Here is a 20067-nt window from a genome sequence, read left to right on the forward strand (position 1 = left end):
TGATCTCCTTAGAACTGCGGACCCGGCGCAGCGATGGCGTCCCAGCCTTCCTTGACGGTGCGCAGCAAATCGGCGACCTCGTCGAGAATCTTTGGATCGGTCTTGATGTTCGCCTCGGCGAGGCGCGTCATCATGTAGGTGTACAAGCCATCCAGATCGCCCAGGGTGTCGGGTGAGTTTTCCAGATCGAGCCCTTCACGCAAGCCGCCGATAATGCCGATCGCCTTGCTGATGAACACACCCTTGTTGGGAATATCCTTGCGCTCCATCGCCCCCTTGGCCTGGGCGATACGATCCAGGCCGCCTTCCATCAGCATCTGCACCAGACGATGGGGGCTGGCCTCGGAAGTCTGCGCCTGGGCACCAATCTTCTGGTATTGCCGAAGGGCTAACATCGGATTCATGTTCTACCTCATCAAAACTCAAGGGTTCGTATAACCAGCGTATCGACCTGGCGTCAAAAAACTTTAGATCAAAAGCCAAAAGCCCGGAACGCTACAAACGTTGCCGGGCTTTTGGCGCCTGGTATCAATCAGCCTTTCTGTTGCGCAGTCAACGCCTCGAACATCGAGGTAATGTTGCTGGCGGTGGCTTTCAACTTGCCCACCAGGGTGTCCATGTCGTTGTACTTCTTGGTCAGTACTGCCGTCAGGGTTTCGATACGGCGGTCCAGGGCCTCCTGATCCAAGGTCAGCTTGGCCTTGGTCTTGTTTAGCTCAGTCGTACGCTGATCGAGAACACCGCCGGTCTGGGCAAAAGGCTTGATGGCATTGTCCATGCGCTCCAACAGGCCCTTTTCACCGGTGAACAGGGCTTGCACCTCACCACCGAGCTTTTTGTCGTTCATCGCCGCGGTGAACTTGGTGGAGTCGAAGTCCAGGGCACCGGTCTTCTGGTTGGTGGTTATCCCCAACTGCGCCAGGACGGTCAGTTTGTCGCCAGATCCGACTTCCGACAGCGGCGCACGCATGGCCGCCAGGATCGAGCGCGGCAACGAGTCGCCGGTCAGCTGTGCCGGGATGGTCAGCTTGCCATCGTCATCCAGGGATGGCTTGGTCAGCGCGGTAACGCTGTTGGCTACTGCGTTGTAGGCATCGACGAACTTCTGGATCGACGCCTTCAAACCGTCGGTGTTGGCCGCGACGGTAATGGTCGAGGTACCCGGAGCGACCAGGTTGAAGGTCATCCCGGAAACCGCTTTATCCACCGCGTTGCTTTTGCTGGTCAGCGCCATGCCGTCGACGGTGAAGCTAGCATCCACTGCCAGGGCGCCAATGGAACCGGCAGAGGTCGCGGTCATCGGCGAACCAGAAGCACCAACGACAGTGCTGCCGTCAATTTCCAGACCGGCAATGCCACTGAGAGAAATATCGGAGCCTGCACCGGTAGTAGTCGAGCCCACAACCAGGCGCGAGCCAAAGGAGTCGGTCACGATGTTCGCGCTGATACCCGCGCCCTTGAGCGATGCGTCGGCGTTGATCGAGTCACGTACCGACTGCAAGGTAGCACCGGCTTTTATATCGAGATTGTAGTCAGTGCCATTTTGACTGATTTTCAGGGTACCAGTCGGAATAGCACTTGTAGTACCGCCAGCGAAGGCAGCACTGGTGACTTTCGAGGAAGTCGCGAGATTCTTGACATTGACAACATAGTTGCCATTGACTGCGGTATTGCCAGCGACCGCTGTTACATACTTGCTTTCGGAAGTAGTAGCGGCATAACCAGGGAATTGCGGGTTGGTCTTGCTGCTGAGCTCGGTAATGGTGGTCCGAAAGGTCGACAACAAAGACTTCAAGGTACCCATACCAGAGATGCTTGCGGTGTTGTTCGCGGTTCCCCGGTCGATCTGAGCTTGCTTGGGTGCTTTGTCAGCGTTCACCAAGGCTTTGACGATAGCACCGGTATCGAGGCCGGAGCCTAGACCGGTACCCGGTAGAATTGGACTTGCCATGGAGATCTCCCTTCAGTGTGTCGCCGGTCTTTTGACCATTACAACGCCCAAAAGAACATAACAACAAATTTCATGCCAGCTGTCAGACTTTAGCGCTGAACAACAGGCTGCTCGCATCATTCAAACTATTGGCCAACTTCAGGACTTCTTCGTTGGGGATCTGACGGATCACCTCACCGGAGTCACTGGCAATGACCTTGACGACGACCTTGCCGGAAGGCTCGTCAATTGAGAATTCCAGGTTACGTTTGACCGATTGCACAAACTTTTCAATTTCCTGGATGGCCATTTTCAGTTTGTCCTGCTCGGCTCGCGTGTCCTTACTCTCTTCCTTGACAGTCGACAGCGCCACAACGTCCGCTTGAGGCTTCTCCACAGGCTTGTCAGCAACAGGCGTTGCCGGCTTGGCTGTTGGATAAGACAAGTTCAGCTTCATGCTCATATCCATGTCCATCACCTCTTAAAGTAAAAAAGCGAGAGAGCACGACCAGCGCACTCCCCCGCCAAAGCTTAGTCAGCTATTACTGAAGCAGTTTCAGTACAGCGGATGGCAGTTGGTTGGCCTGGGCCAGAACTGCGGTGGAAGCTTGTTGCAGAGTTTGTTGCTTGGTCATCTGTGCAGTTTCAGCAGCGAAGTCGGTATCTTGTACGCGACCCAGTGCAGCACTGGCGTTTTCGTTGATGTTCTGCAGGTTGGAGATAGTGCTGGTCAGACGGTTTTGTGCAGCACCGAGGTCAGCACGGCTGGCGTTGATGGTCGACAGAGCCGCGGTGATTGCATCGATCGAAGCCTTGGAGCTGGCTTCAGCGGTGGCGCTGTTGTTACCGGTAATGGCGATGGCGCCGGAGTTGACAGCCAGGGTAGTAGCGTCGAAGCCGGTGGCCAGAGCGATGGTGATCTGGTTGGTAGCACCAGTGTTGGAACCGACCTGGAAGGTCATGGTGCCAGCGGAACCGTCGATCAGGTTCTTGCCGTTCAAGTTGGTCGACTGGGCGATACGAGTCAGCTCGTCCGACATCGAAGCGAATTCTTTGTTCAGCGCAACACGGTCAGCAGTGCCGTTCGAGTCGTTTCGTGCTTGAACAGCCAGTTCACGCATACGTTGCAGGATGTTGGTGGATTCCTGCAGAGCGCCTTCAGCGGTCTGAGCGATGGAGATACCGTCGTTGGCGTTTTTGATCGCCATGGTCTGACCACGGATCTGCGAAGTCATACGGGTAGCGATTTGCAGGCCGGCGGCGTCGTCTTTTGCACTGTTGATTTTCAGGCCGGAAGACAGGCGAGTCATCGAAGTCGACAGAGCGTCGGAAGCGCGGTTCAGGTTCTTCTGAACGTTCAACGATGTGACGTTAGTGTTTACTGTTAAAGCCATGACGAATTCCTCGTTGGTTGGGTACTGCGGCTTCCGGCCCTGGCAACCGCCGGGTATGGCCTAGAGAACCTTCGTAATAGTTATCGTCGGCAATGCAAGTTGCTTTAGGGGATTTTCAAAAAAATTTGCCATCAGCGTGCCACCCCTCGTAAATCAAGGGCTCGGCGTTTTTAAACCGTGGAAAAATGGCGCCAGGAAAATGCCGGAGAAGACCCAGGCGCAGAGATCGCCCGGGCAGGCAGGGAATGCTTCAGCCAGCAGAGAGGGAACGCAGCACTTCAACGCATTCGTATTGCAGGTAGTCGGCCAGGGCCAGCCAGTTTTGCCCTTGCTGACATTCGAACATCAGGCCAAGCAAAGTCTCCCAATCCTGGCGCTGCGCTGGCGGCGCGGTATCGATCAGCGGCTGGATCGCCCCCATCAACTGGACCATGGTCACGGCCGTCTCGACATCGTGCCCCAGGCGAAAATCCTCGGCGCATTGCTGCAAGCGGGCGATCAGCCCCTCGATCGCGCTCATTGGCTGAACTCCGGATGGTAGGTCGTCCCGGCAATCATCGCCCCGTCCCGACTGCTGTTATAGAAGCGCACCCGCGGATGACCGGCGATAAAACGCTCCAGCTCGCACAGGTAACTGCGGAAATTGAGTTGGGTCCTGACCCGCTGACCATGCCCGTCCAGCACCCAGTGCCGGGCCGCGCCCAACTGCGGCCCCAACTCACCGTCGAGCCAGCCGGCATGCGTCTTGTTCATCGGGAAGGCAAAGTCGGCACCGAACAAGGTGACCTGCTCGGCACCCATTTTTACCGCCAGGTCCACCGCAGGATGGATCACGCTGCCGCCAACATACAACTGCGCCTTGGGCAATTGCCCGCGCATCCGCGTGTAAATCGGGCTGGCGGAATACCCCACGTAACGCGGTCCCTGCCAGAGCGCCAGAATCCGCGGATCGACCATCGGCAGATAGACCAGGGTGATGGCTGCCGATTTTTCTGGTGGAAGGTGCAGGCTGGAAATCCGGTGATCGATGCTGACCACGATATCCGGCTCGATCCCCTGTTTGAGCAACGGCCGGTAGGCGGTATCGACACAGATAAACAGAGGCCGCCGGGCCTGGGCGCGAATCTCGCGCAAGCGTTCGAAATGCCGTTCCAGGCTCGGCCCGGTGGCAATCACAAAAATCTCGCGCCCCGGCTGGCTACCGAACAGCTGCGCCACGTCACTGTCGCTGGCCACCAGCTCGGCACTCGCTTGCAGGCGTTGGGCGACCTCTGGGGAATCGGCCACGAAGTCGCGGTTATTGAAGGCCAGGTGCACCTCACTGACCAGGCGATCGCGGATCTTGGCGTTGTAGTCATCCGCCAGCACCAGCTCGGAAGGCAAGGCGAAGAACGGCAGCTGGATTTCCGTCAGGTCGCCGGCATAACCCAGTTCGACTCGAGGATCGTTCAACCAGGCCTGCTGATCGAGCAATTGCAGCACCAGCGCAAACACCGCGCCGTTCAGGATGTGCACCTGCAAGCGTTGCAGCGCCGGGTTTTCCAGCAGTATCTGCTGCAAGTCGCCCAAGCCGGTACCGTACAGATGGATCACCGGGCTGTCGGCCGGCAGGCTCGCCGCCTGGATCCGAGCTTCCGCGGTGCGATCATGGCGGCTGGTGAGCTGAATGCCGGAAATACTCAAGGTCGAACCCAGGCCTTCGACCAGATCCGCCTGCAACCCAGCACTGTCTTCCGCCAGCAACCGCTCGAGCAGTCGCGGCCAGCGAGCCTGTATTGCCTGGGCATTGCCCTCGAAGCTTTCGCTCATGCTGTCTCGCCTATCTTCATGCAAAAAAATAGCGCTCAGGGTACACCCTGGGCGCTATTTTTGGATGCCGCGGGATCAACTCATGGGCGATAGATAATCGCCGAGCCCCAGGACAGCCCTACGCCGAAGCCACTCAGGGCTACACGTTGCCACTTCGACTCGAGCACGTGCTTTTCCAGCAGCAGCGGAATGCTCGACGATACGGTGTTACCGGTCTCGACCATGTCCTTGATGAATTTCTCCGGCTCGCCTTCGAAACGACGCGCCACGGCATCGACGATCGCCGCACTGCCCTGGTGGATACAGAACGCATCAATCTGCTCAGCCTTCAGGCCGGACTCATCCAGCAGCTCGTTCAAATGCGCCGGGACTTTCAGCAGGGCAAAGTTGAACACCTGGCGGCCATTCATGAAAAACACGCCATCAGTGACTTTCAGGTGCGGGGCGCCGGAACCGTCGGTGCCGAACTTGGCCTTGCCCAGCTGCCAGGGAGCGTCTTCGCCCATCCAGGTAGCGGTCGCCGCATCGCCGAACAGCATGGTGGTGTTGCGGTCTTGCGGATCGACGATCTTCGAGTAAGGGTCGGCGGTGACCAGCAGGCCGTTCTTCAGGCCCGCGGCTTCCATAAAGCCCTTGAGCGCGTAGATGCCATAGACATAACCGGAGCAGCCCAGGGAAATATCGAAGGCCGCGACGTGGGTCGGCAGGCCCAGCTTGTCCTGGACGATGGCGGCGGTGTGCGGCAGGCCTTCTTCGTCGCCGTTCTGGGTGACGACGATCAGCGCGTCGATCGACTCGCGCGACAATTGCGGGTTGTTGGCGAACAGCGCATTGACTGCTTCGACACACAGGTCCGAGGTTTCCTGCGTGGCGTCTTTACGCGGCAGGAAGGCCGAACCGATCTTGCCCAGGATGAACTCTTCATCCTTCTCGAATTTTGCACCTTGTGCGTAATTGTCTACGCCGGCTACAGGCACGTAGCTCGCAATGCTCTTTATGCCAATCATTACGGCTTCCCAATAATAAACAGCTGAATACCCCGACCACCGGACCGGGGCTGCCGACAAACAGACATCCTGGCGCCCCTGACAGGCGACAGCGGGAAGAATAAAAGGCTATCACTGCGCCGTTTACCGGCCAGGCGCCATCTCCCCGATCAATACAATACAGTGAAGATGCGCGTTATGACTCGCAGGTCACGCTATTTTGCCGAATCTGCCCTACAAACGGCTATTCGACAAATGCCCAATCCAGTGCGGTACCGCGCTTGAGGGCCTGGCGCGCGCAACGCCCGAGGACCGCATCGATGTGTTTGGGGGCCAGCCCCAGGCCCGGACGGATGGCCCTGACGTTATCGCTGCTGAACACCTCCCCCGCCGACATATCGCGGGTGACATAGAGGGAACGACGGTACAACACCGACTGCCGCTCGGCCTCGGTCGCGCCGTAACGCACCTGGCCCAGGGCCTGCCAGGCACGTTCGGTTTCCAGCACCAGGCTGTGCAGCTCCGCCGGTTCCAGGGAAAAACTCGCATCCACCCCGCCGGCGGCGCGGTCGAGGGTGAAGTGTTTCTCCACCACAGTGGCGCCCAGCGCCACGGCGGCCACGGAAACCCCGACACCCATGGAGTGGTCGGACAAACCGACCTCGCAGCCGAACAGCTGGCGCAGATGGGGAATGGTCAGGATGTTGCTGTTTTCCGGCGAAGCCGGGTAGGTGCTGGTGCATTTGAGCAGCACCAGATCCTTGCAGCCGGCCTCCCGGGCGGCGCGCACGCTTTCGTCCAGCTCGGCGATGCTGGCCATGCCGGTGGAAATGATCAGCGGCTTGCCGGTGGCCGCGACCCGACGGATCAGCGGCAGGTCGGTGTTTTCGAAACTGGCGATCTTGTAGGCCGGCACGTCGAGGCTTTCGAGGAAGTCCACCGCGCTCTCATCGAACGGCGTGGAGAACGCCAGCATCCCCAGTTCCCTGGCGCGGGCGAAGATCGGCGCGTGCCACTGCCAGGGGGTGTGGGCCTTTTCATACAGGGCATACAGCGAAGAGCCGGCCCAGAGACTGGCCGGATCCTTGATGAAGAACTCGCCGTGGTCCAGGTCCAGGGTCATGGTGTCGGCGGTATAGGTCTGCAACTTCAAGGCATGGGCGCCGGCCTTGGCCGCGGCCTCGACGATCTGCAGGGCAACGTCCAGCGACTGGTTATGGTTGCCGCTCATCTCGGCAATGATGAACGGCGGCGAGCCGGCGCCGATCGAGCGCGAGCCGATCTTGAAACTAGTCATTGGGGTTTTCCTTCGATTCACGCGTAAATTCGCCAATGGCCGGTCCATCACCGGCACAAGGCAATGGGTTGCCAGTCATCTCGAACAGGGCTGCCGCCACCCGCGATGCACCCTGCCCGTCCACCAGCTGCCGGGAGCGCTGCGCCAGGCTCTGGCGCAACGGGTAATCGCCAACGAGCGCTGCGACCGCCTGGCGGATCTGCTCGACACTCACCTGCTCGCTGGGCCCCAGGTAGACATGCACGCCCGCCTCGGCCAGCAGCCGGGCATTGGCCTCTTGATTGCCGGCCACGCTGATGCACAGGGTCGGCAGGCCCAGGGCGGCGCGCTCCCAACTGGTGCCGCCACCGGCGCCGATAAACAAGTCCGCCTCGGCCATCAAGCGGGAAAAATCGCTGACATAGGCGTGCAAACGCCAATGCCCGCGACCGGCCGCCAGTTCCTGCATCTGCGCCCAGGCCGGGTTGCCGGCCCCGGCGACAAAATCCACCCGCAGGTCGTCGAACGCACTCAAGGCCAGCATCGCCTTGTGGGTCTGGCTGGCCGCATCGAAACCGCCGAAATTCACCAGCACCCGACGCGCTTGCTCGCGAATGGCGATCGGCGGACAACGGAACTCCTCGCGCAGCAAGGCGAAGTGCGGCCCCAGCAGCGCCCGGCACTCGGCGTCGATCAGGCCGGCATAGGCCTGGGGCGTGCCGCTGAAGTTCTGGTCGAGCAACAGATCGACCCCGTGCCGCCGGTTGGCCAGGTCATCGATGGCGGCAATCCGTGGCGCCCATTGCCGCGCCGCCTGCTGCCACTGCCGGTCGAGGCCGTAGTGATCGACCAGCACCCAATCGAATCGCGGCTGATCCTGCAACGCTGCCCGCAAGGCGGTGATATCCGCCTGCCAGGGCAGCGGCGCCTCAATGTCCTGCGCGCATTCCCCCGAATAACTCGCCGGCAGGGCGAACGTCTGAAAACCCAGTCCGGCCAGGCGGTCCAATGGCTGCCCGGGCAAGCTTCGGCAAGCGAAAGCCACTGTGGCGCCCTGCTCGCGCAAGGCCCAGGCCAAGGTCAGGCAGCGGGCGATATGGCCGCTGCCAATGGCCGGTGAGGCGTCGGCCCGGATCAGCACTCTCACTCCAGCTCTCCACCGGCTTTCAGCGCCCTGTAGAGATATTGCGCGCGCAACCAGTCTTCTTCGGTGTCGATGTCCTGGACCAGATGGCGCGGCAGGATCACCGGCAGGCTGAGCGAGGAAAACATCAGGTCGCCGCGCAACCAGGCCTCACTGCGCCCCCAATAGAACTGCCCGGCGTCCTGATAGGCCGTCGGCAGGTCCTGAGAGCGGGTACCGCTGAACTCCGGGTGGAGCGCCGTCAACGAGCCTTGGTCATCGAAGACCAGGGCCCGCTGCACCGGGAAGGCAAAGCTGCAAATGGAAAAGGCAAACGACTTTCCAGGATGAGCATCCAGCGCTACGAAACCCTGGCGCAAGTAACGTGCCTGCAACAAGGGGGCGGTGGCGTAGATGCAGCAGGCGTAATCGAACACCTCGCCGCGCTCTTGCAATACATTCAAGGCATGCACGATCACAGGTGCCGTGCCGATGAAATCGTTTGCCAGCTCCGCCGGCCGCATAAAGGGCACTGTAGCGCCGCAAGCCTGGGCCAGTTCTGCGATTTCCGGATCGTCGGTACTGACCAGTACCTGATCGAATAACCCCGACGCCTGCGCCGTGGCTATCGATCGCGCAAGCATTGGCACACCATTGAAAGGTTTGAGGTTTTTGTTCGCTATACGCTTGCTGCCGCCTCGGGCGGGAATGATCGCGATGGCACTCAAGACTCGACATGCTCCAGAACAAGCTGGCGTAATTGCTCCACCACATACTCCTGCTGTCCATCGTCCAGCGCTGGAAACAGCGGCAGGCTGATGGCCTCGGCGTAGTAGCGTTCAGCTTCGGGAAAGTCACCCGCGGCAAACCCCAGGTCACGGTAGTACGGATGCAGATGCACCGGAATGTAATGCAAGTTGACCCCTATCCCGGCCTCGCGCAACGCCTCGAATACCGCGCGATGGGAACGACGGATACGCTCGGGCTGCAAGCGCACCACATACAGGTGCCACGACGACTGCGCCTGCTCCTGAGCCTGCGGCAGCGTCACCGGCAGATCGGCCAGCAGACGGTCATAACGGGCGGCTAGTTGTTGGCGCCGGGCGAGGAAACCATCGAGCTTGTCCAGTTGGGACAGCCCCAACGCCGCCTGCAGGTCGGTGATACGGTAATTGAACCCCAACTCGATCTGCTGGTAGTACCAGGAACTGTGGCAGGGCTCGGTCATCTGCGCCGGATCGCGGGTCATGCCGTGGCTGCGTAAACGCCGCAGGCGATTGGCCAGTTGTGGACTGTTGGTCATCACCATGCCGCCCTCGGCGCTGGTGATGATTTTCACCGGGTGGAAACTGAATACCGTCATTGCGGCGAACTCGCCACAACCCACCGGGCGTCCGGCATAGGACGCACCCACAGCGTGGGCAGCATCCTCGATCAGTACGAAGCCATAACGCTGCGCCAGTTCCGCCATCGTCCGCATGTCGCAGCTTTGTCCGGAGAACGCCACCGCCACCACCACCTTGGGCAGTCTGCCCGTGCGCTCGGCGGCCTCAAGCTTGTGCGCCAATGCCCGGGCATCCATGTTCCAGGTGTGCGGGTCGATATCGACGAAGTCCACCTCGGCGCCGCAATAACGTCCGCAGTTGGCCGAGGCGAGGAAGGTATTGGGCGTGGTCCACAGCCGGTCCCCCGGCCCCAGACCGGCGGCCAGGCAGGCGATGTGCAAGGCCGCCGTGGCATTGCACACCGCCACGCCATGGCCGGCCTCGCAGCGAGCGGCCATGGCCTGCTCGAAGCGCTCGATGGTCGGTCCCTGGGTCAGCCAATCGGACCGTAGTACCGCCACCACCGCGTCGATGTCCGCCTGGTCGATACTCTGGCGTGCGTAGGGAATCATACTGACAACCCGACACGCAGCCCGGCAATCCGGCCCACCGAAAGGAAATGCGGGTCGCGCACGGACATCACCCGCTTGGGTTGGTATTGCTCCAGCAGACTCCGGATGAAATTGCGCCCGTGGCAACCGGTGCCGCCGGAGATGAGAATCGATTTACCGTTGAACATGCTTTGAATCCTTTTACCTGTCAGCCAGGCTTATGCAATCAGTTGCGCCCAGTCGACACTGGCAGGAGCGCCAGGAGTGAAGCCCTTGCCGGTCCGGCTCAGGTTCTGGTTGTAGGCCACATCGTGTTCGAAGCGCGCCTGCCATTTGTCACGCAGCGCCGCCGCGACCTGGGTATCGTCCGCCAGGATGCCCGGATGGAGGATCTGCACCTGCGGGGTCCAGACCGTCAATAGGCCGGCATCGGCCACTTTCAGGCACAGGTCGACATCAGCGAATGCCTCGGCGAAGTGTTCTTCGTCCAGGCCACCGACGGCGTTGTAGACCTCCTTGCGAATCATCAGGCAGGCGCCGGAGACCGCCGAATAGTTCTGCTCGGCGAGCAAGCCGTTCAGGTAGCCGCTGGCGCCTTTCGGCTCACCGGCGAACGCCGCCCCCAGATGCCCGTTCAACCCGAGAACCAGGCCAGCCGAGGTGGTCGCGCCCTTGGCGTCGACCAGGCGCGCGCCGACAATCCCCACCTCCGGCCGCTGCGCCTGATTGAGCAGGCTCTCCATCCAGTCGGCATTGACCACTTCGCCGTCGGCCGCCAGCAGCACCAGGTATTCGCCCCGGGCCTCCTGGCTCGCCGCATTGTACAGCGCCGAGGCGCTCAGGCGCCGCGGGCTGCGCAGCACGCGGATACGATCGCCCTTCTGCTCCAGGCTGGCGAGCCAGCTGGCCAACTCTTCGGACTGGCTATGGTTGTCGGCGATGACCACTTCGTAGCGCTGGTAGCGCGTGCGTTGCAGCACGCTGACCAGGCAACGCTGCAGCTGCTCCAGGTTGTCCTCGCTGCGCAGGATGATCGAGGCCAGCGGACGCTCGGCATGGCCGTAGTTGATCTGGTAGACCCCAGGCTGCGCCGCGCTGACCTGGGCCCGGTAGCCACGGTTGCCCAGATGACGGGTCAACGCCTGGCTTTGTTGGGTGTTCTCCTCCACCTCCGCGGCCTGGCCGATCAACAGCGGCTCGGCCAGATGGGCCAGGCCGGCCAGCCCGCCGTCTTCGATCAGGCGCAGCAGCAGGTCGTACTCCATGGCCTGTGGAAAGGCTGCCGAATAACCGCCGGCAGCCACCAGTACATCACGGCGAATCAGCCAGTGGCCGGCCATCAGGTCCGGCACGCTTTGTAGCAGGTCGAGGTTGACGCCCGGGCGGAACACATCCTTCAGCGTGCCATCGGCGCCGTAGTGGATTTCATCCATGGCCACCGCGCGGCAACCTTCGGCGTCGAGCAGTTCCAGGCTGGCGCGCAACAGGCCGCTGGCGGTGAAACGCTCGCCGGCACGGGCCAGGAGCAACCAGTCACGGGAGGACTGCGCCGCGACCTGGTTGATGCGCTCCACATAGTTGCTGGTGCTGACCTTGACGAAATGCACGGTGTCCTGGGCGGTGGTGGTCGCCGGCAGGTCGCCCGTGGTGAAGACCACCACCTGGAAGGACCGACAATGGCCGTTGACCAGGCTGTCGAAGGTCGCCTGCAGCTTGACCATGTCCGCGTCGAGGTCGAGCAGCAGGATGCCGAAGCTCGGACCACCGTTGTGCCGGGCCAGGTGCTCGTTGATCGCCTTGAGCTGCTGCGCCTCGGGGTTGCGCGCCTCCAGCCATTTCAGCAGGCGCCCCGAAGGCATGTTCTCCAGCAGCCCCGGGCTGTCCTGGAAAGGCAGCGACGCCAGGCGCTCGGCCCAGGCCTGCAATTTGCGGGCATCGTTCTGCTCCTGCAGGTCCAGCCCCTCGCAAGCCTGCAGCGAGGCCGCCAGACGCTGGACCACCTCAAGGTTGAACAGGTTGCACGACAGCGCCTCCCACAGGCGGCTGCGCAGGGTACGGTCGGTGTCGTTGGGTTGTACCTGCATCAGTTCCTGCTGCTTGAGCAGCACGCTTTCGAGCTCCTGCAGTTGCAGGCGGCCGGCCGGCATCCCATGCATGAGGAATTCGAACTCGGTCAACAAGTCGAACATCGGCTTGTTGTAGAACGGCATCTCGACGAACTGCTCCGGGCCGAACGAACGCACCGGCTCGGCCCCCGGCTCGGCCCCCGGCTCGACCCAGGCCGAACGGAAAATCATCTTGCCGTTGAGCGAGCGCCCGGTGAGCAGGCACTCGGCCATGGCCCTGAAGCTGTCCAGGGCAAGCTGCTTGGCCTGTTGCGGCCCCTGGGCGCTCAAGCCGGTGGGCAACGACGCCAGGAACCCGGCGAACGCCTCGCGCTGGGCCACCGACTTGGCGTCGCCGTAGGTCAGCACCGTCAACACATCGGTGTTGTGCTCCGAGGCGTTGTAGTTGACCTCCCGCACGGCGAACGGGATCGGCAGGATCCGTGCCTTGGCCGAGGCCAGCAGGAAGAAGGTATGGCCGATTTCCTGCCATTCGAAGCTGGTCCCCGGCGGCAGCAGGCTGTACCACTGTTGCAGCAGGTCGGTGCGGGTCACCGCGTAGAACGGCGGCAGGAAATGGCTCATGAACGCCATGACCCGCTCGCCGGCATCTTCCGAGGCGTAGTCCTCGATCACCCGGCAATCGCGCCGGTAGTAGTTCACCTCGGCGGCGCGGGCCAGGTACATCATCCCGTAGCCATGGCACAGGCCGTAGTCGGGGTTGGCTTCGAGAAACTCCACCGACTCGGTCAGCGCGCCATGGAGCAGGAAGTCGTCGTCGGCGGCAAATACCATGTACGGCGTGGTCACCTGCCCGACACCGTAGGTGAGCTTGTCCTGCAGGCCCTTGTAGGTGTACTGCGGCAGATGCCGGTAGTCGACCTGGGGGAACTGCTCGGCCAGGCTTTCGTCGGCGTACTGCGAAGAGTCCAGCACCAGGATCTTGCAGGGGTAGGTGCTGTAGTACTGCAAGGTACGGCGCAAGAACGCCTTGCGATTGTGGGACATCACCACCAGCGTGAAACGCCCGCTCAACGGTGCGCTAGTGTTTTGAGCCTTGTCTTGAACCTGCATCAGTGTTTCCCCACAACCGGCAAAGTGCTGTTACCTGCAAACCATTGAATTCAACGAACGCGACGCAGATAGCCATCCGGCGCCACGGTGATCAGCAGCTTGTTCTGCATCTGGTAGTCGATCTCGAAGTCGCGATTCTCTTCCAGGTAGGCCCAGACCGCGGTTTTCGGGTTGTCGCCCGGGCCCCATGGACGGTCCGGGAAGAAGTCCGCCGGCATGTCCTCGACCACGGTGTCCATCACCACGCAGTAGCTGTCCACCGACACCAGCGGCGCGTACAAACGCAGCTCCTCGAGCACGTGCTCGTGGGTGTGGTTGGAGTCGAGTACCAGAATCACTTTTTTGCCTTCAGCGGCGGCGCGCACCTTGGCGGCGATTACCGGATCGATGCTCGAGCCTTCGATCATCTTGATGCGCTTGCTCATCGGATGGCTTTCGATGGCTTCGCGGTTATGGGCGCGGATATCCAGGTCGATGCCCAGCACTTCGCCGTGGCCCTGCAGTTCGAGCAGCGAGGCGTAGTAGATGATCGAGCCGCCGTGGGCGATGCCGCATTCGATCACCAGGTCCGGCTTGACCCGCCAGATGATCTCCTGCATGGCCATCATGTCCTGGGGCAGCTGGATGATCGGGCGGCCCATCCAGGAGAAGTGATAGCTGTACTTGTGGCCGGCGGACTCGTTGAAGAAGTCGCGCGCCAGGCCCTTGAGTTTCTGGTCTTCGCCCTGGGCGCGGATCTGCTCCTGACACTCGGCTTCGAAGGCTTGGATAATGCTGTTGTCGGTCATGGTCGGGTCTCAATAAACATCATTTGAACCAAGCGCTGTCGACTGCGTGATAGACATAACGCCCATCGGTCATGCGCTTGATTTCGTCGAGATAGTTGGAATTCATCACAAACAGCTGGGCGCCCTCGGGCAAGGTCGCCATGGCCTCTTCGGGGGACGACACACGGGCGCCGCTCAGGGGCAGATAACGGCCCTGCTTGGCCGGATTGATATCCACCACCTGGTCCACCGAAACGCCCGCGCGCTGCAGGAACAACGAATAGATCACACCCTTGGAAGACGCGCCCCAGATCGCCGAGCCCGATTCGGGTTGGGCCTGGATGATCTGCTTGGCGCGCTCGAGGCTGGCGGTGAAATCCAGCGGCATCTCCAGGCGCTCGACCGGTGTCTCGCCGGGCTCGCGCAAGGTGCCGAGGTCGGCCACCACGTACAGGTACTGGCCGCCAAACAGGTGGCCGGCTTCGTGCACTGTGCCGAACATCCGGCGCAGGTCGTCCAGGCGGAAGTAGTTGACGTGCTCGTAGAACACGTCGAACCAGGCGCGATGCTCGACGATCCAGTCGAAGCACGGCACTTCGATGTAGATCTGCCCGCCCTGGTTGGCCTCGGCCATCTGTGCCAGGAACGCCCGCGGGTCGGCGATATGCTCCAGCACATGGCGCAACACCACGGCATCGGCCGACAGGCCCAGGCCAGAGGTAAAGGGCGCCTTGATCACATCGGCGTTATCGCCTTCGTAGGCCGGGTCGATGCCGGTGATGCGATAGCCCCGCTCACGCAGCAGCTCAAGGAAATAGCCCTTGCCGCAACCGACCTCGATCAGCTCGCGGCCCTTGAAATGCCGGGCGATGATGCCCTCGACATCCAGCAGGTGACGCTGGAACTGCGCCGAATGGGCCTGCTCGTTCTGGTAGTCGCTGTCGTAGCTCAACTTGTCGGGGTCGAAGGCCTGGTTGAAGATCAGGCCGCTCTCCTCGTCCTGCACCAGCACCATGTCGGCACAGGCCGACGCCCTGGCGCTCTGCGCGTCGGCGAAGGTGCGATTCTGCAGCACCGGCAGGTCCATGACCCGATACAACTCATGCCCCATGTTCTGCTCCCAATAGTTGTTGCAGGCGCTGGTTCGCCCCCCAGAACGCCATGGGCTCGTGGGCGGGATAGGGGTAATGCCCCAGGTTCAGGCGGATCATCGAGCCGCGCTCGCGCACTCGTCGTTCGACCAGCGCACGAACCGATATCGGCTGGCCGCTGGAACAGTTGACCACCCCGGAAAAATCCCGCCGCTGCAGCAACGCCGCCAGGCTGGCGGCGGCGTCTTCGATGGCCAGGTAATCGCGCAGCTGTTCGCCGGCGGACATGTCGAACACCGCATCGCCGGCGTCGATCGCCCGGTCCAGGGCGGCCAGCAGGCTGTTGGGGTTCTGCCCGGCGCCATGCAGGTAGAACAGCCGCGCCCATTGCAGGGTGAAAGGCCGTTGCTGCTGCAGGTTTTCCAGGAACAGCCGCAGGCTGTGCTTGGCCAACCCATAGGGATTGCTCGGCTGCGCCGGCGTCTGCTCGTCGAGCGGACCGCTCTGCATACCGTATTCGAAACAGGTGCCGGTGATCATGACCTGGGGCACGCCCGCTTCGACTGCCGCCTTGATGAACCGGTAGTCGGCCATCAGGTTGTGCTCGAAGTGGAACAGCGCCTTGTAATTCGGCAGCCCCGGCCAGGCCAGGTGCGCCAGGGCATCGACGCCCTCGACCAGAGCGGCGATATCGGTGTCGGCGGCATGCACGTCCGCGGCCACCCGCTCCACCGCTCCAGCCCAGGGCATGGCGACCAGCTTTTGTGGGTCACGGGCCAGCGCCCGCACCTGGCAGCCGCGGGCCAGTAAGGCGGCGACCAGATGCCGGCCGACAAACCCGCTGGCCCCGGTGACCAGTACCTTCAGGCCACTCACAACAGCTTCAACTCGGGCACGGCGATCACGAAACGTCCGCCCCACTGGCGAACGTGGGCCAGTTGCTCGCTGACTTCCGACAGCAGGTTCCACGGCAGCACCAGTACATAGTCCGGACGCTCGCTGTCGATACGCTCGGGCGCGACTACCGGAATTCGGCTGCCGGGCAGGAACTTGCCCTGCTTGTGCGGGCTGGCGTCGGCGACCCAGGCCAGCAGGTCCGGCTTGATCCCGGCGTAATTGAGCAAAGTGTTGCCCTTGGCCGCGGCGCCGTAACCCACCACGCGCTTGCCTTCGGCCTTGGCCTGGAGCAGGAAGCGCAACAGGTCATGCTTGATGCGTTCCGCAGCGGGTGCCAGCGTGGCGTAGAACTCGGGGGTCTTCACGCCCGCGTCGAACTCGGTTTGCAACTGCTGCTGCACCGCCGGTTGCACGGCGCGGCGTTCGCCGTCCTTGCGCTGGACGAAAACCCGTAGCGAACCACCATGGGTGGTCAACTGGCTGACGTCGAAGACTTCCAGTCCGTTGCGCTCGCACAGTGCCTGCACGGCGGTCAGGGACAGATAGGAATAGTGTTCGTGATAGAGCGTGTCGAACTGCGCGCCGGCCATCAGCGTCAGCAGTTGCGGGAATTCGAAGGTGGCCACGCCGGTCGGCTTGAGCAGCGTCGCGAAACCGCCGAGGAAATCGTTGATGTCCGGTACATGGGCCAGCACATTGTTGGCCGCCATCAGGTCGGCGGCCCAGCCTTGGTTTTTCAGCTGCGCGGCAGTGTCGCGACCGAAGAACAGCTCACGAATCTCCAGGCCTTTTTCCCGCGCGGCTTGCGCGGTGCTGCGGGTCGGCTCGACGCCCAGGCACTTGATCCCGCGAGCGGCCACGTACTGCAACAGGTAACCGTCGTTGGCGGCGACTTCCACCACACGGCTGTCAGCCATCAAGCCAAAGCGCTCGACCATCTCGGCCACATAGCGCTCGGCGTGGGCCAGCCAAGTGCTGGAGAACGAGCTGAAGTAGGCGTACTCGGCATCGAACAGGCTTTCGGCGCTGGTGTAGTCCTCGGTCTGTACCAGCCAGCAGGCCTGGCACACCTGGACTTTCAGCGGCACCCACTGCTCGGCCTGCTCGAGTTGTTCGGCCCGCAGGTAGGCGTTGGACGGCGGCGAGGTGCCCAGGTCGATCAGAGGCAGGCGTAGCGGGGAGCCACAACCGCGGCAGTTCATAAACGCACTCCAGCGAACTCGGCATCGAGCCAGGGATGGCTGGCATCCCTGGCCGACAGATTATTGACAGGCAGCGGCCAGCTTATCGCCAGGCGCGGGTCGAGCACCGACAGCCCGGCCTCATGCTCCGGGGCGTAATCGGCGCTGTGCAGATAGAGCAGCTCGGCGTCGTCGGTGAGGGTCTGAAAACCGTGGGCGAATCCGGCCGGGATCAGCAGGCTACGGCCATCGCCGGCCTTCAAGTGCTCGGCGTGCCAGTGCAGAAAGGTTTCGGAGTCCGGACGCAGATCCACCGCCACATCCCACACCTCGCCGCGCAGGCAGGTAATCAGCTTGGCTTCCGGCGCATTGGCGTTCTGGTAATGCAGACCGCGCACACTGCCCTTCTCACGGGTACAGGAATGGTTGATCTGGCGGATATGAAACTCGCTGCCGAATGCACTCAGACTGCCTTCGCAGAACAGCCGGGCGAAATGTCCGCGCTGATCTTCGAAGCGCTTGTGCTGGACGCTGAACAGCCCGGCCAGCGGCAGCTGCTTCAAGGAAAACTCGCTCACAGCGCCCCCCGATAGAGGTTCAACTGGTCCAGGGTGACGGCGCGCATGTCGTCGCCACGCTGCCAGGCCAGGTGCCAGTCCAGGGTCTGCGCCAGGCATTGCTGCAGCGACCAGCGCGGTTGCCAGGCCAGCAGCTGGCGTGCGCGGCTGCTGTCCAGGCGCAGCAGGCCGGCTTCGTGCAGCTCGCTCGGTTCGATGCGCAAGCCTGGGGCCGCCGGCCAGCGCGCGGCCAGCAACTCGACCACTTCGCCGACGCTGCACATGTCCGCTTCGCTTGGCCCGAAGTTCCAGGCCCCGGCGAACCGCGGCCCTTGTTCGTAGAGCCCGGCGGCCAGTTGCAGGTAGCCGGCCAGTGGCTCCAGGGCGTGCTGCCATGGGCGCACCGCCTGCGGGTAGCGCAGAGTTACCGGCTCGTCGGCCGACCAGGCCTTGAGCACATCGGGAATCAACCGTTCAGGAGCAAAGTCGCCACCGCCCAGCACGTTGCCGGCGCGCGCCGTGGCCAGGGCCAGGCCATGCTCGGCATGGCGCTCGGCCGGGAAGAATGAAGCGGCATAGGACTGCGCCAGCAACTCGCAGCACGCCTTGCTGCTGCTGTAGGGGTCATGCCCGCCCAGGGCTTCGTTTTCACGGTACGGCCACAGCCATTCCTGATTGGCGTAGACCTTGTCGGTGGTCACCAGCACGCAGGCACGCACGCCGCCGACCTGACGGATCGCTTCCAGCAGGTTGAGGGTGCCCATCACGTTGCTGGAGTAAGTACCCAGCGGGTCGCGATAGCCTTCGCGCACCAGCGGCTGCGCCGCCAGGTGCAGGACGATTTCCGGCTGCGTCTCGGCGATCAGCTCCAGCAAGGCGCCGAGGTCGCGCAGGTCGCCACGCTGGTCGTTGATACCCTCGGCGACCCGCGCCAGCTCGAACAGGCTCGGCTCGGTCGCAGGGTCCAGGGAGAAGCCACTGACTTCGGCCCCCAGGCTGTGCAGCCACAGGCTCAGCCAGCTGCCCTTGAAACCGGTGTGGCCGGTCAGCAAAACCCGCTTGCCACGCCAGAATTGCGCGCTCAGGCCCACTGCTTCCATGGGGCCTCCCCGCTCTGCCAGAGCTGCTCCAGGTGGTTCTTGTCACGCAGGGTGTCCATCGGATGCCAGAAGCCGTCGTGCTGGAAGGCATGCAATTGGCCTTGCCGCGCCAGGGTGGTCAGCGGCTCGGCTTCCCACACCGTGTCGTCGGCCGTCAGCAGCGGCAACACCTTGGGTGACAGCACGAAAAAGCCGCCATTGATCCAGCCACCGTCACCACGGGGCTTTTCGGTAAAGCCCAGGACGCTGTCGCCGTCGCGCTCCAGGGCGCCGTAACGGCCAGGCGGCTGCACCGCCGTGACGGTCGCGTGCTTGCCATGGGCCAGGTGGAAGTCCACCAGGGCGCCGATATTCAGGTCGGAAACGCCGTCGCCGTAGGTAAAGCAGAAGGCTTCTTCGTTCTCCAGGTAGCGCCCGGCCCGGCGCAGACGGCCACCGGTCATGGTTTCCTCACCGGTGTCGATCAGGGTCACGCGCCAGGGCTCGCTGTAGTTCTGGTGAACGTCCATGCGGTTTTCCCGCATGTCGAAGGTGACGTCGGAGGTGTGCAGGAAGTAGTTGGCGAAGAAATCCTTGATCGCGTACCCCTTGTAGCCCAGACAGATCACGAAGTCGTGAATACCGTGGGCGGAGTACTGCTTCATGATGTGCCAGAGAATTGGCTTGCCGCCGATCTCGATCATCGGCTTGGGCTTGAGATGGGACTCTTCGCTGATGCGCGTGCCCAGGCCACCCGCCAAAATAACTGCCTTCATCGTCTCCCCTCTTGTTCCTCACAGGGCCCTGCCAAGCTGCAGCGAGCTTTTTGCGGGCCTTCTGGATAAAACCTTGTGCCGTTGGCGGCGCCTTCCTTTCAGCGGAAACGCTCGTTTTATGGCGATATCGAGGGGGGCTTGCAGGA

Annotated in this window: 18 protein-coding genes and 2 pseudogenes; all 20 read right to left on the minus strand. The window is 62.3% G+C overall.

Annotation, left to right across the window (positions count from 1 at the left end; translation table 11 throughout):
* Window positions 1-8: 8 nt before the first annotated feature.
* Entirely contained in the window at window positions 9-404 is a 396-nt protein-coding gene (gene fliS, locus J4E58_RS05615) for a flagellar export chaperone FliS (RefSeq protein ID WP_087088886.1), read from the minus strand.
* Window positions 405-532: 128 nt separating this feature from the next.
* The gene (gene fliD / locus J4E58_RS05620) at window positions 533-1951 is read right to left on the minus strand and encodes a flagellar filament capping protein FliD (RefSeq protein WP_087088888.1); all 1419 of its coding nucleotides are present in this window, start codon (window positions 1949-1951) and stop codon (window positions 533-535) included.
* Window positions 1952-2033: 82 nt separating this feature from the next.
* Window positions 2034-2399 (minus strand): flagellar protein FlaG, encoded by a 366-nt coding sequence (locus tag J4E58_RS05625; protein ID WP_087089319.1) that lies wholly within the window; start codon window positions 2397-2399, stop codon window positions 2034-2036.
* Between the two features lie 73 nt (window positions 2400-2472).
* A complete protein-coding gene (locus tag J4E58_RS05630; protein WP_087088890.1) occupies window positions 2473-3324 on the minus strand; it encodes a flagellin domain-containing protein in 852 nt (283 codons plus the stop codon).
* Between the two features lie 250 nt (window positions 3325-3574).
* The gene (locus tag J4E58_RS05635) at window positions 3575-3844 is read right to left on the minus strand and encodes a hypothetical protein (RefSeq protein WP_087088892.1); all 270 of its coding nucleotides are present in this window, start codon (window positions 3842-3844) and stop codon (window positions 3575-3577) included.
* Window positions 3841-5133 (minus strand): motility associated factor glycosyltransferase family protein, encoded by a 1293-nt coding sequence (locus tag J4E58_RS05640; protein ID WP_087088894.1) that lies wholly within the window; start codon window positions 5131-5133, stop codon window positions 3841-3843. Before J4E58_RS05640 ends, J4E58_RS05635 begins: the two co-directional genes overlap by 4 nt.
* Window positions 5134-5213: 80 nt before the next feature.
* Entirely contained in the window at window positions 5214-6140 is a 927-nt protein-coding gene (locus tag J4E58_RS05645; protein ID WP_009042726.1) for a ketoacyl-ACP synthase III, read from the minus strand.
* A gap of 223 nt (window positions 6141-6363) precedes the next feature.
* A complete protein-coding gene (pseI, locus tag J4E58_RS05650) occupies window positions 6364-7416 on the minus strand; it encodes a pseudaminic acid synthase (protein ID WP_087088896.1) in 1053 nt (350 codons plus the stop codon).
* An 85-nt stretch (window positions 7417-7501) separates the two neighbouring features.
* Window positions 7502-8542 (minus strand): annotated as a pseudogene (gene pseG / locus J4E58_RS05655) (UDP-2,4-diacetamido-2,4,6-trideoxy-beta-L-altropyranose hydrolase); the annotation flags it as partial.
* The gene (pseF, locus tag J4E58_RS05660; RefSeq protein ID WP_087088900.1) at window positions 8539-9246 is read right to left on the minus strand and encodes a pseudaminic acid cytidylyltransferase; all 708 of its coding nucleotides are present in this window, start codon (window positions 9244-9246) and stop codon (window positions 8539-8541) included. The gene pseF and the pseudogene pseG, both read right to left, overlap by 4 nt.
* Window positions 9243-10415 carry a UDP-4-amino-4,6-dideoxy-N-acetyl-beta-L-altrosamine transaminase gene (gene pseC / locus J4E58_RS05665; RefSeq protein WP_087088902.1) on the minus strand — a complete coding sequence of 391 codons (1173 nt, stop codon included), beginning with the start codon at window positions 10413-10415 and terminating at the stop codon, window positions 9243-9245. The genes pseF and pseC overlap by 4 nt, the downstream gene beginning before the upstream one ends.
* Before the next feature lie 65 nt (window positions 10416-10480).
* Window positions 10481-10582 (minus strand): annotated as a pseudogene (locus J4E58_RS05670) (UDP-N-acetylglucosamine 4,6-dehydratase (inverting)); the annotation flags it as partial.
* Window positions 10583-10612: 30 nt separating this feature from the next.
* Window positions 10613-13573, minus strand: coding sequence for a TIGR00180 family glycosyltransferase (locus J4E58_RS05675; RefSeq protein WP_087088904.1), 2961 nt, complete (start codon window positions 13571-13573; stop codon window positions 10613-10615).
* A 50-nt stretch (window positions 13574-13623) separates the two neighbouring features.
* On the minus strand, window positions 13624-14361 hold the full coding sequence (locus J4E58_RS05680; RefSeq protein ID WP_087088906.1) for a cephalosporin hydroxylase family protein: 738 nt from the start codon (window positions 14359-14361) through the stop codon (window positions 13624-13626).
* Between the two features lie 19 nt (window positions 14362-14380).
* Window positions 14381-15451, minus strand: coding sequence for a class I SAM-dependent methyltransferase (locus J4E58_RS05685; RefSeq protein WP_087088908.1), 1071 nt, complete (start codon window positions 15449-15451; stop codon window positions 14381-14383).
* Complete coding sequence (locus J4E58_RS05690) at window positions 15441-16298, minus strand: NAD(P)-dependent oxidoreductase (protein ID WP_172962982.1); 858 nt, start codon at window positions 16296-16298, stop codon at window positions 15441-15443. The genes J4E58_RS05685 and J4E58_RS05690 overlap by 11 nt, the downstream gene beginning before the upstream one ends.
* Before the next feature lie 5 nt (window positions 16299-16303).
* Window positions 16304-17530 carry a class I SAM-dependent methyltransferase gene (locus J4E58_RS05695; protein WP_087088912.1) on the minus strand — a complete coding sequence of 409 codons (1227 nt, stop codon included), beginning with the start codon at window positions 17528-17530 and terminating at the stop codon, window positions 16304-16306.
* Entirely contained in the window at window positions 17527-18087 is a 561-nt protein-coding gene (locus tag J4E58_RS05700) for a dTDP-4-dehydrorhamnose 3,5-epimerase family protein (RefSeq protein WP_087088914.1), read from the minus strand. Before J4E58_RS05700 ends, J4E58_RS05695 begins: the two co-directional genes overlap by 4 nt.
* On the minus strand, window positions 18084-19166 hold the full coding sequence (gene rfbG / locus J4E58_RS05705; protein ID WP_087088916.1) for a CDP-glucose 4,6-dehydratase: 1083 nt from the start codon (window positions 19164-19166) through the stop codon (window positions 18084-18086). Before rfbG ends, J4E58_RS05700 begins: the two co-directional genes overlap by 4 nt.
* Entirely contained in the window at window positions 19148-19921 is a 774-nt protein-coding gene (gene rfbF, locus J4E58_RS05710; protein WP_053260103.1) for a glucose-1-phosphate cytidylyltransferase, read from the minus strand. Before rfbF ends, rfbG begins: the two co-directional genes overlap by 19 nt.
* Between the last annotated feature and the right edge of the window lie 146 nt (window positions 19922-20067).

It is taken from the genome of Pseudomonas sp. FW305-25 (genome assembly GCF_017351415.1).
Taxonomy (GTDB): domain Bacteria; phylum Pseudomonadota; class Gammaproteobacteria; order Pseudomonadales; family Pseudomonadaceae; genus Aquipseudomonas; species Aquipseudomonas chlororaphis.